This window comes from Micromonospora sp. NPDC052213 (genome assembly GCF_040679695.1).
Lineage (GTDB): Bacteria > Actinomycetota > Actinomycetes > Mycobacteriales > Micromonosporaceae > Micromonospora.
In genome coordinates, this window is record NZ_JBFAVI010000209.1 from 1 (window position 1) to 10827 (window position 10827).

11 protein-coding genes are annotated in these 10827 nt (G+C 74.8%); 5 read left to right on the forward strand and 6 right to left on the reverse strand.

All coding sequences use genetic code 11. The features are described from left to right. Window positions 1–119: 119 nt before the first annotated feature. Window positions 120–1637 (reverse strand): hypothetical protein, encoded by a 1518-nt coding sequence (locus AB0L34_RS30345; protein ID WP_363708702.1) that lies wholly within the window; start codon window positions 1635–1637, stop codon window positions 120–122. 174 nt (window positions 1638–1811) lie between these two features. Next, on the reverse strand, window positions 1812–2732 hold the full coding sequence (locus AB0L34_RS30350; protein ID WP_357457482.1) for a proline dehydrogenase family protein: 921 nt from the start codon (window positions 2730–2732) through the stop codon (window positions 1812–1814). A 131-nt stretch (window positions 2733–2863) separates the two neighbouring features. Here AB0L34_RS30350 and AB0L34_RS30355 point away from each other — a divergent pair, with 131 nt between their 5' ends. From AB0L34_RS30355 to AB0L34_RS30365, 3 genes are read left to right on the forward strand one after another with little or no spacing between them, the layout of a single operon-like run. Further along, window positions 2864–3142 (forward strand): hypothetical protein, encoded by a 279-nt coding sequence (locus AB0L34_RS30355; protein ID WP_363708704.1) that lies wholly within the window; start codon window positions 2864–2866, stop codon window positions 3140–3142. A 1-nt stretch (window position 3143) separates the two neighbouring features. Then, window positions 3144–4310 (forward strand): glutathionylspermidine synthase family protein, encoded by a 1167-nt coding sequence (locus AB0L34_RS30360; protein ID WP_363708706.1) that lies wholly within the window; start codon window positions 3144–3146, stop codon window positions 4308–4310. 19 nt (window positions 4311–4329) lie between these two features. After that, window positions 4330–4902: a CGNR zinc finger domain-containing protein gene (locus tag AB0L34_RS30365; RefSeq protein ID WP_350707015.1), complete on the forward strand. Its 573-nt coding sequence runs from the start codon at window positions 4330–4332 to the stop codon at window positions 4900–4902. Between the two features lie 128 nt (window positions 4903–5030). Here AB0L34_RS30365 and AB0L34_RS30370 read toward each other — a convergent pair whose 3' ends face one another. Both AB0L34_RS30370 and AB0L34_RS30375 read right to left on the reverse strand, forming a co-directional pair. After that, window positions 5031–5837: a sugar phosphate isomerase/epimerase gene (locus AB0L34_RS30370; RefSeq protein WP_363708708.1), complete on the reverse strand. Its 807-nt coding sequence runs from the start codon at window positions 5835–5837 to the stop codon at window positions 5031–5033. A 61-nt stretch (window positions 5838–5898) separates the two neighbouring features. Beyond that, window positions 5899–6843 (reverse strand): Ppx/GppA phosphatase family protein, encoded by a 945-nt coding sequence (locus AB0L34_RS30375; protein ID WP_363708710.1) that lies wholly within the window; start codon window positions 6841–6843, stop codon window positions 5899–5901. A 74-nt stretch (window positions 6844–6917) separates the two neighbouring features. Between AB0L34_RS30375 and AB0L34_RS30380 the strand changes: the two genes are divergently transcribed. Beyond that, window positions 6918–7727 (forward strand): hypothetical protein, encoded by an 810-nt coding sequence (locus tag AB0L34_RS30380; RefSeq protein WP_350707009.1) that lies wholly within the window; start codon window positions 6918–6920, stop codon window positions 7725–7727. A 64-nt stretch (window positions 7728–7791) separates the two neighbouring features. Here AB0L34_RS30380 and AB0L34_RS30385 read toward each other — a convergent pair whose 3' ends face one another. Beyond that, the gene (locus tag AB0L34_RS30385; protein ID WP_350707007.1) at window positions 7792–8475 is read right to left on the reverse strand and encodes a response regulator transcription factor; all 684 of its coding nucleotides are present in this window, start codon (window positions 8473–8475) and stop codon (window positions 7792–7794) included. Between the two features lie 23 nt (window positions 8476–8498). Then, window positions 8499–9785 carry an ATP-binding protein gene (locus tag AB0L34_RS30390; RefSeq protein WP_363708712.1) on the reverse strand — a complete coding sequence of 429 codons (1287 nt, stop codon included), beginning with the start codon at window positions 9783–9785 and terminating at the stop codon, window positions 8499–8501. Window positions 9786–9983: 198 nt separating this feature from the next. Here AB0L34_RS30390 and phoU point away from each other — a divergent pair, with 198 nt between their 5' ends. Then, window positions 9984–10640, forward strand: a complete 657-nt coding sequence (gene phoU, locus AB0L34_RS30395) for a phosphate signaling complex protein PhoU (protein WP_363708714.1) — start codon at window positions 9984–9986, stop codon at window positions 10638–10640. The last annotated feature ends 187 nt before the right edge of the window (window positions 10641–10827 follow it).

Genomic DNA, 10827 nt, shown 5'->3' on the forward strand with positions numbered 1-10827 from the left:
GTGCGGCGGGCGGTGCGGCGCGCGCGGCCCGCGCCACGAGCCCGCGTCGACGCCCGACGACGCACCGCCCGGGCGACGTTCGGCCTGCGCCGGTCAGGCGGCGTCGGACGACGCGCCGGTCAGGCGGCCACGGCCCGGACGTACGCGACGCACTCGTCGTGCAGGGCGCTCCACGGCTCGCCGAAGGTCGCCTCGGCCGCGTCGGCCACCGGGCGACGCTCGTGCACCACCGCCGCGAAGAAGGCCAGCAGCCGCTCCGGGCCGAACCGGTCGACCAGGTGCCGGACGGCCAGGTAGGAGATGCCGTAGCTGCCGCTGACCAGCTCGGCCGGCGCATCGTCGGCCGGGGTGAGGCCGTCGAGCCGCCCGTCCCAGCCGCCGGTCAGCCGCCGCACCTCGGCCAGTCCCTCGTACCGGTCGACCGGCTGGCCGTCGGCGCCGGCGTGCTCGGCCAGCCCCTCGACCAGCCACCAGATGCCCTTGCCCGGGTAGCCCCGCTCGGGCAGCGAGGCGGCGTGGGTCAGCTCGTGCCGGAGGAGGTCGTCCACCCCGCTGGGCACCAGCCCGTCGGCGTTGAGCACCACCTCGTGGTGGCCGCCGCCGACCGTGACCGCGTACCCGCCGGTCCACTTCGGCCGGTCCCCGCCGTACCAGTGCTGCCACTCCGCGCGGCCCGCGTAGAAGACCCGGTACCGGTCGGGCGGCCGGCCGCCGACGGCGTACGTGTCGGCGACCGTGGCGGCCGCCTCGGCCTGGGCGAGCAGGCCGGGCAGGTGCCGGCGCAGGGCGGGGGTGGTGGCCACCAGGGTGCGCGGGCCGACGGCGACGGCCAGTTCGCTGACCTCCCAGGGCCGGGTGCCGGTCTCCGCCGATCGGGACGGCTCCACGGCGAGCAGCCGGGGCCGGTCCCCCGACCGCCAGCGGGTGCCGGTCAGCACCCGGCTGGTACGGCAGTCCGGCACGACGAAGCAGTACCGAAACTCGACCGGCAACCGCCACTCGCCGGGCCGGCCCTCGACCGGGGTGGGCAGGCCGGTCGCCTCGGCCTGCCAGGCGGTCACCCGCAGCGCCCGCAGCGCGGCGTACCGGCGGCGCAGGTCCGGGTGCGCGACGGGTTCCGCGACGGCCAGGAACCCGGCCCGGTCCCCGGCGAGCAGCGCGGCCGACTGCCGCGCCAGCTCCGCCGTCATCCGCTCGCCGAGCTGGCGGGCGGCCCTCGTGGCGGGGTCGTCGGCCCGGGTGTCGGAGGCCCCCGGCACCGGCCCGGCGTCGTCGCGCGCGAGGCCGGCCAGCAACGCCGTGGACAGGCCGCAGGTGACCATCACCACGACCGCCGCGAGCGCCGCCCAGAGCGGCCACAGCCGCCGCGACGCCCGCTCCGGCGGCGCCACCGGCAGCGCGACGGGACCGGGCTCGGCCGACGCCGTGGGCACGGTCGGCAGGCCCGGCCCGACGGGCGCGGACGACGTGGCCGAGTCGGCGGGCGCGGGCGACGTGGCCGGCCCGGCGGGCACGGCCGGGGTGCCCGGGACGGGCGGCTCGGTGGGCGTGGACGACGCGGCGGATGGTGTCGTCGCGGCGGCCCGCGCGTCGTCCGTCGCCGGCCGACCGTCGGCCTCAGGCTGCCCGTCAGTCACCGGCGAAGGGTACGACCATCCGATCGCCCCGGCGACCACCGCCACGGCCCGACGCCGCCCCCGGGCGGGTCGCGCCGGCCGCCCACGGCGACGCGGGCCGGCGGGCCCGCCGGGTGGGCTCAGGCAGGGCGGCCCGCCTGGTGCGGAGCACCCGGGGCTGGTCGAGGGTCTGAGTCACTTCCTGCTGAGCACGGCCCGGCCGAAGAAGGCCAGGTTGGACGGGCGCTCGGCGAGGCGGCGCATCAGGTAGCCGTACCACTGGTCGCCGTAGGGCACGTAGGTGCGCACGGTGTAGCCCTCGCCGACCAGCCGGGCCTGCTCCTCCGGCCGGATGCCGTACAGCATCTGGAACTCGAACCGCTCGGGGCCGCGGTCGAACCAGCGGGCCCGGTCCTCGCCGATGGCGATCAGGCGCGGGTCGTGGGTGGCCAGCATCGGGTAGCCGTCGCCGGACATCAGGATGTTCATGCAGCGGACGTACGACTTGTCCACCTCGCGGGCGGACTGGTAGGCCACCGACTCCGGCTCCTTGTACGCGCCCTTGCACAGCCGCACCCGGGACCCGGCCGTGGCCAGCTCGCGGCAGTCCGACTCGGTCCGCCGCAGGTACGCCTGGAGCACCGCCCCCGTGGACGGGTGGTCCTTGCGGAGCTTGGCCAGGATGTCCAGGGTCGAGTCGGTGGTGGTGTGGTCCTCCATGTCCAGGGTGACCGTGGTGCCCGCCTCGTCGGCCGCGGCGCAGATCGCCCGGGCGTTGTCGTAGGCGAGCTGCTCGTCGAACATCTGGCCGAGCGCGGAGAGCTTGACGCTCACCTCGGCCGCCGGGGTCAGCCCCGCGCCCGAGAGCCGCGTCAGCAGCCGCAGGTATTCGTCCCGGGTGGCGTTGGCCTGCTCGGGGGTGACGGTGTCCTCGCCGAGGTGGTCGAGGGTGACCGCGAGACCGTCGTCGACGAGTTCGCGGGTCGCGCGCAACGCGTCGTCGGTCTTGGCGCCGGCCACGAACCGGCGGACGAGGTCCCGGGTGACCGGGGCCGTCGCGACGAGCCGCTCGACCTGGGATGACCGGGAGGCGGCGAGGATGACGGAACGGAGCATGGACCGAGCGTAACGCCCGACGACGCCCGCGCGCCGGGCGGCGGCGGCAGTACCCGCGCCCAGGTCCCAACCGCGTCACATGCCTTACCCGGGGGCGGACGGCACTGGTGTCCATCGGTTACAACCATGACGTGGAACATCGCCCCCGCCCCCGCCGCCGGCTCCGGTCGGCCTCCGTGCAGCTCGGCGCGCTCACCGCCCTGGCGCTCGCCCTCTCCGCCTGCAACACGACCTCCGACGACGACGATGACGACGACTGCGCCCTCGGGCCGGTCGGCGGCGGCGGCACCGTGGCCGTCGCGCTGCGGGTGCCCGAGGTCACCGCCGGCGGCACCGCGCCGGAACCGGTCACCGCGGCCGTCCCCGACCGGGGCGGCTTCGGCACCCACCTCGCCGCCTGCGGCGGCTGACGTGCGCCGGGAGTCCGTCACCCCCCGCCCCGGCTGGGACACGACCATCCGCTCGCAGGGCCTGGTGTACGTCGACACGGAGCTGCCCGACGGCGGGATCATGTCGTACTGGGACGAGACCGCCGCGTACGCCTTCGAGCTGGACGAGGTGCTGCGGCTGGAGGAGGCGACGGAGGAGCTGCACCGGATGTCGGTGGCCGCCGCCGAGCACGTCGTCGCGCGCCGCCGCCACGCCGAGTTCGGCATCCCGGACTGGGCGGCCGAGGCCGTGGCCCGGTCGCTGCGCGAGTCGCCGCCGACCCTCTACGGGCGCTTCGACCTCTGGTACGACGGCAGCTGGCCCCCGAAGCTGCTGGAGTACAACGCCGACACCCCGACCGCCCTGGTCGAGGCGAGCATCGTCCAGTGGTACTGGCTGGAGCACACCCGGCCGGAGCTGGACCAGTGGAACAGCCTGCACGAGCGCCTCGTCGGCGCCTGGGCGAAGATCGGCGCCGGCCTGCACGACCGGCGGGTGCACGTGGTCTGGTCGAACGAGGAGGAGTCCGGCGAGGACCAGATGACCGCCGGCTACCTCGCCGAGACCGCCCGGCAGGCCGGGCTGGACGTCGTGTTCCAGCCCGTCCAGGAGATCGGCTGGGACGGGCGGCGCTTCGTCGACGCGGCGGGCCGGCCGGTCACCACCTGCTTCAAGCTCTATCCCTGGGAGTGGATGCTCGCCGAGCCGTACGGGTCGCTGGCGCTGCGGCCGGGCACCCCGACCACCTGGATCGAGCCGGCGTGGAAGCTGCTGCTGTCGAACAAGGCGCTGCTCGCCGTGCTCTGGGAGCTGTACCCCGGCCACGAGCTGCTGCTGCCGGCGTACCTCGACTCGCCGCGCGGCATGTCCGAGTACGTCGCCAAGCCGCTGCTCGGCCGGGAGGGCGGCTCGGTGCGGATCGTCACCGGCGCCGGGGAGATCACCAATCCGGGGATCTACGGCGACGAGGGCTTCTGCTACCAGGAGTTCCGCGCGCTGCCGGAGTTCGAGGGCAACCGGATGGTGCTGGGCAGCTGGGTGGTCGACGGCGAGTCGGCCGGTGCGGGGCTGCGGGAGAGCGCGAGCCTCATCACCGACGGCTACGCGCGGTTCCTGCCGCACTACATCGACGCACCACGCGGCTCCTGAGTCGTCTACCGTTGGGGGCGTGAACTTCGACGCGTACGCCCGGACCGGCGTTGACCTCGTCAACGCCCGCCTGGACGACCTCGACGACCTGCGGGCCCTCTTCCCCGACGACAACGCGTGGATGCGTGACGAGGTGGCGGAGCGGGACCTCGCGACCTTCCGGCGGGCGCAGAAGCGCCTGCGCGACGTCTTCGAGTACGGCACCTCCGGACGGGACGCCCAGGCGGTGGCCGAGCTCAACGCCCTGCTGGAGGCGTTCCCGGTGCAGCCCCGCATCTCCGGGCACGACTCCAGCGACTGGCACATGCACGTGACCAGCCGGGGCGCCTCGGTGAGCGCCGAATACCTGGCCGGCGCGGTCTGGGGCCTCTCGGTCTGGCTCTGCGAGTACGGCAGCGCCCGGTTCGGGGTCTGCGCCGACGAGCGCTGCGGCAACGTCTACCTGGACACCTCGTCCAACTGCTGCCGGCGGTTCTGCTCGGAGCGCTGCGCGACCCGCTCGCACGTGGCCGCGCACCGGGCCCGCAAGCGCGCCGCGGTGGGCGAGCAGGCCGGCGCCGCCAGCAAGGAATCCCTCACCACGGTCGCCTGACGCCCGGGCCGGGCCGGGCTGTCGACCGGCACCCTCGACCGGCTCGCGGCGCGGCCCGCCGCGCCCGGCCTCCCGCCGCGGCGCCGCCCGACCCGCGTGGTTCGGGTGCCGCGTCGAGGGTCGGCGCGTCAGGCGTCGACGGGGGACGGGGTGCCGAGGTGCTGGCGGGCGAACTCCAGCGCCTCGCGCAGGTCGGCCTCCCGCACCGCGCGGCTCTTCGCGCCCCGGGTGGTGACCTCCACGGCGACCGAGCCGGTGAACCCCCGCCCGGCGAGCGAGGAGAGCAGCTCGGCACAGGGCTGGTTGCCGCGCCCGGGCACGAGGTGCTCGTCGCGCCCCTCGCCGGTGCCGTCGCCGAGGTGGACGTGCGCCAGGCCGGCGCCCATCCGGTCGGCCATCGCCATCGCGTCGGTGTGCGAGGCGGCGCAGTGCGACAGGTCGAGCGTGTAGGAGGGGTAGCCGGTCTCGGTCGGGTCCCAGCCCGGGACGTACGGGACGAACTGCCGGCCGGCCATCCGGACCGGGTACATGTTCTCCACCGGGAGGCGCAGCTCCGGGAACTCGCCGGCGATCCTGGCCAGCCCGTCGGCGAAGTTGCGCGCGTAGTCGCGCTGCCAGGTGAACGGCGGGTGGACCACCACGGTGGGCGCGCCGAGCGCCGCCGCCATCTCCGCGGACCGGCGCAGCCGCTCCCACGGGTCCGGGCTCCACACCCGCTGGGTGACCAGCAGGCAGGGCGCGTGGACGGAGAGCACCGGGACGCCGTAGTGCTCGGCGAGCCCGCGCAGCGCGCCGACGTCCTGGCTGACGGCGTCCGTCCAGACCATCACCTCGACGCCGTCGTAGCCGAGCGCCGCGGCCAGCTGGAACGCCGCCGCGGTCCGCTCAGGGAAGACCGAGGAACTGGACAGGAGCACGGGGACGCGGGAAGTCACACCATCGAGGGTAGCCGGGGTCGATTGACACCTCATGACGAGAACCCGCAAAGCGCCCGTATCACCCGGAACCGAGCTGGTCGAGCCGGCGCAGGATCACGCCCTCGCGCAACGCCCACGGGCAGATGTCCAGCGCCTCCACGTCCAGCCGGCGCATCGCCGCCTCGGCGACCACCGCCCCGGCGAGCAACTGGTGGGCCCGGCCCGCGCTGACCCCCTCCAGCTCGGCGAGCTGGGCCGGCGGGATGTGCCGGATGAACCCGAGCACCTGCCGCAGCCCGCGGCGGGTGAGCCGGCGGGGGGCCCACAGGCCCGCGCCGGAGGGGGCCGCACCGGCCAGCCGGGCCAGGGTCCGGAAGGTCTTCGAGGTGGCCACCGGCCGTTCCCAGCCCACCGCGGTCATCCGCGCGACGACGGGCTCCAGCAGGCCGTCGGCGTACGCCCGCAGCTCGTCGACCGCCTCGGCCGGCGGCGGCGCCGCGCTGTCCGGTGCCACCCGGAGCCGGTCCCGGGTCAACCGGCCGGCGCCGAGCGGCAGCGACACCGCCTCGGCCGGGTCCTCGTCGATGCCGGCCGCGATCTCCAGCGAGCCGCCGCCGATGTCCAGCACCAGCAGCCGACCAGCTGACCAGCCGAACCAGCGCCGCACCGCGAGGAAGGTCAGCCGCGCCTCGTCCGCGCCCGGGAGCACCTCCAGGCGTACGCCGGCCTCCTCGCGGACCCGGGCGAGCACCTCGGGGGCGTTGGTGGCGTCCCGCACGGCGGAGGTGGCGAACGCGATCAGGTCGTCGGCGTCCAGCCCGGCGGCGGCCGCCCTGGCCATGCTGACCGCCTTGACCAGGCCGTCCGCGCCCGTCTCGGTGAGCGCGCCGTCCGGGCCGATCTGCTCGGCCAGCCGGAGCACCACCTTCTCCGAGTGCGCCGGCCACGGGTGCGCGCCGTGGTGGCCGTCGACCACCAGCAGGTGCACCGTGTTGGAACCGACGTCGAGGACACCCAGTCGCATGTCCAAGACACTAGGGGCAACGCGATCGCGCGGCTCGGCGGACCGGGCCGGGCTCCGGGCGTACGCTGGGCCGGGTGACAGGGCAGATCGAACTCCGAGTGCTGGTGGACGACCCGGACGACCCGCGCAGCCGCGAGGTGCCGCTGGACTTCCCGCGGGAGTGGATCGAGTTCGCCGACCCGGCGGACGAGAACCACCTGGTCCGGGCCGACCTGACCTGGCTGCTCTCCCGCTGGACGTGCGTCTTCGGCCGGGGCTGCCACGGCATCGTCGCCGGCCGGGCCGCCGACGGCTGCTGCTCGCACGGCGCGTTCTTCACCGACTCCGACGACGAGCAGCGGGTCCGGGCCGCGGTGAAGCGGCTGAGCCCGGCGACGTGGCAGCACTTCCGGCGCGGGTTCAAGAACTGGACCGAGAACGACACGATCGACGGCAAGAACCCGGCCCGCCGCACCGCCACCCAGGCGGAAGACGGTCCGTGTGTCTTCCTCAACGACGCCGACTTCCCGGGCGGCGCCGGCTGCGCGCTGCACGCCCAGGCGCTGCGCGACGGGGTGCACCCGCTGGAATACAAGCCGGACGTCTGCTGGCAGCTGCCGATCCGCCGCGACCAGGAGTGGGTCAAGCGGCCGGACAACACCAAGGTGCTGGTCTCCACGCTGTCCGAGTTCGACCGGCGGGGGTGGGGCGCCGGCGGGCACGACCTGGACTGGTGGTGCACCTCCTCCACCGACGCGCACGTCGGCGCCGAGCCGATGTACGTCTCCTACGGCCCGGAGCTGACCGCGCTGATCGGCGCGCCCGCGTACGCGAAGCTGGCCGAGCTGTGCGGGGCGCGCAGCCGGCAGGGCATGGTCGCCCCGCACCCGGCCGACGGCGCCTGACCGCCACCGCGGCACGTACGGAAGGGGCCCGCGCCGGCGCGGGCCCCTTTCGCGCGTACGCCGATCAGGGCTCGAACTTGTAGCCCAGACCCCGCACGGTGACGATGAAGCGCGGCGCGGACGGCTCCGGCTCGATCTTGGAACGCAGCCGCTTGACGTGCACGTCGAGGGTCTTGGTGTCGCCGACGTAGTCGGCCCCCCAGACCCGGTCGATGAGCTGCCCCCGGGTCAGCACCCGGCCGGCGTTGCGCAGCAGCAGCTCCAGCAGCTCGAACTCCTTGAGCGGAAGCTGCACCGGGGCGCCGTCGACGGTCACCACGTGCCGCTCGATGTCCATCCGGACCGGGCCGGCGGCCAGCGTCGGCGCGCCCGACTCGGCGACCTCGGAGCTCTGCCGGCGCAGCACCGCCCGGATCCGGGCGACCAGCTCCCGCGGCGAGTACGGCTTCGTCACGTAGTCGTCGGCGCCGATCTCCAGGCCGACCACCTTGTCGATCTCGCTGTCCCGCGCGGTGACCATGATGATCGGCACGTGCGAGCGCTGTCGGAGCTGCCGGCACACCTCGGTGCCGGACATCTCGGGCAGCATCAGGTCGAGCAGCACGATGTCGGCGCCGGTCCGGTCGAACTCGGTGAGGGCGGAGGGGCCCGTCGCGGCGACGGACACCTCGAAGCCCTCCTTGCGGAGCATGTACGACAGGGCGTCGGAGAACGACTCCTCGTCCTCGACCACCAGAACGCGGCTCAACGGGGATTTCCTTTCCATTGCTGTCAGACCTGCCGGAGCTCGGCCGGGCCGGCCTCGATCCCAGCAGACGGCAGTGTCGCCAGGATCTCGTCGGGGGGACGGGCGGGCAGCCGCAGGGTGAACGTCGATCCACCACCAAGAGTGCTCGACACCTCGACCCGCCCGCCATGGTTGCCGGCGATGTGTTTGACGATGGCCAGCCCCAGCCCGGTGCCGCCGGTCGACCGGGACCGCGCCTGGTCGGCCCGGTAGAAGCGCTCGAAGATCCGGTCGACGTCGGTCGGGGCGATGCCGATGCCCTGGTCGGCGACGGCGATCTCCACGTGTTCGTCGTCGGCGCGGGCGGTGATCCGGACGGTCGTGTCCTCGCCCGAGTAGTTGATGGCGTTCTCGACCAGGTTCGACACCGCCGTGGCGAGCTGGGTGTCGCTGCCGTGGACCGTGAGCCCCCGTTCCCCCTCGACGACCACGTCGATGCGGCGGGCGGCGGCGGAGGTGCGGGTCCGGTCGACCACCTCGGCGACCACCCAGTCGACGGCGACCGGCTCCGGGGGCGGCTGCGCCTCGGCGCCCTGGAGCCGGGTCAGCTCCAGCAGCTCCTGCACCAGGCGGCCCAGCCGGGTCGACTCGTGCTGGATCCGCTCGGCGAAGCGCCGGGCGGCGACCAGGTCCTCGGAGAGGTCGGGCGCGCCCGCGCCGGCCGGCTCGGTGGCGTCGAGCAGCGCCTCGGCGAGGAGTTGCAGGGCGCCGATGGGGGTCTTCAGCTCGTGGCTGACGTTGGCCACGAAGTCCCGGCGCACCCGGGCCAGCCGGTGCGACTCGGTGACGTCCGCCGCCTCCACCGCGATGTAGCCCGCGCCGATTCCCATCGCCCGCAGGTGCACCCCGAGCGGGTTCACCCCGGTGTTGTCGCGGCCCCGCGGCAGGTCCAGCTCGATCTCGCGCCGCACGCCGGTGCGCCGGACCTGCCCGGCGAGCGTACGGATCAGCGGGTGGGCGGCGATCGAGCCGGGGGTCGGGCCGGTGCGGAGCAGCCCCATCGCGCGGGCGGCGGGGTTGACCAGGACAGGCAGGTCGTCGGGGTCGAGCACCACCACGCCGGCGCGGAGCGAGTCGATGGTCCGGCGGCCGAGCCCGGACAGCGGATCCTCGGCTATCGGGAGCCTCCCACGCGTGAGGGGGAAGCCCGGCCGGCTCCCCGTCGAGGTGGAGCGCCCGCCCAACCCCGGTACGAACCGGGGCAGCAGCACCCCGGCGACCAGTCCGGCCACCAGCCCCACGGCCAACGCGACCGTCACCGCCCACTCCACCCGGCGATCGTAGGGCGATTGTTAACCTGGCAACCACTACAAATAGGGCGAATCACGCTCGCTTCCGGGAAAGTTCACTCCCGCGTCCGGCGTCGTTCACCGTGGTTCATCTGCGGTCCGTCCGTCCGACCTACCGTGGGCGGCGCACCTGCTCCCTCGCCGCCCTCCGGCGGCGACCACCGACCACAGGACGTGACAATGCGCGACGAGTTCCGGGCTGACCTGCAGATCGTCAGCCAACTGCTGGTGGACATGGCGGAGGGGGTCCGGGCCGCGATGCGGCAGGCCACCCGCGCCCTGCTCACCGCGGACCGCCGGGCGGCCGAGACGGTGATCGAGCGGGACGCCGAGATCGACGACCTCTACCGGCACGTCGAGGAGCGGGTCTGCGACCTGCTCGCCCGGCAGGCGCCGGTCGCCTCCGACCTGCGCGCGATGATCACCGCGCTGCACGTCGCGGCCGACTTGGAGCGGATGGGCGACCTGGCCGACCACGTCGCCAAGACGGCCCTGCGCCGGCACCCGTCGCCGGCCGTGCCGGCCGAGCTGCGGCCGATCTTCACCGACATGGCCGCCACCGCCGACCGGATGGCCGTCAAGATCGGCTCGGTGCTCGCCAAGCCCGACGCCGACCTCGCCGCCGAACTGGACCGCGACGACGACACCATGGACGACCTGCACCGGAGCCTGTTCGGTGTGCTGCTCGGCGAGGACTGGCCGTACGGCGTGGAGACCGCCATCGACGCCACCCTGCTCGGCCGCTTCTACGAGCGCTTCGCCGACCACGCCGTCAACTCCGGCGAGCACGTGGTCTACCTGATCACCGGGCAGACCCCGCCCACCTCGGCGGGCTGAGACGGACGGACGAAGGGCCCCCGGGTGCCCGGGGGCCCTTCGTCGTGCCGGTCAGCGACCCTGGTTGGCCACGGCGGCGGCGGGGGGCGGTGGGGGGGGGCGGGGGGGGGTGGTGTGGGGGCGCGGGGACCGGGGCGGGAGAGGGGGGTTGGGGGTTTGGCGGGGGAGTGCAGGGGGGGGTGTTTGG

Bases quoted from the DNA above. Each gene is read 5' to 3' on its own strand.
- AB0L34_RS30350 (WP_357457482.1), bottom strand. From the start codon at position 2,732: ATGCTCCGTTCCGTCATCCTCGCCGCCTCCCGGTCATCCCAGGTCGAG.
- AB0L34_RS30375 (WP_363708710.1), bottom strand. From the start codon at position 6,843: ATGCGACTGGGTGTCCTCGACGTCGGTTCCAACACGGTGCACCTGCTG.
- phoU (WP_363708714.1), top strand. From the start codon at position 9,984: ATGCGCGACGAGTTCCGGGCTGACCTGCAGATCGTCAGCCAACTGCTG.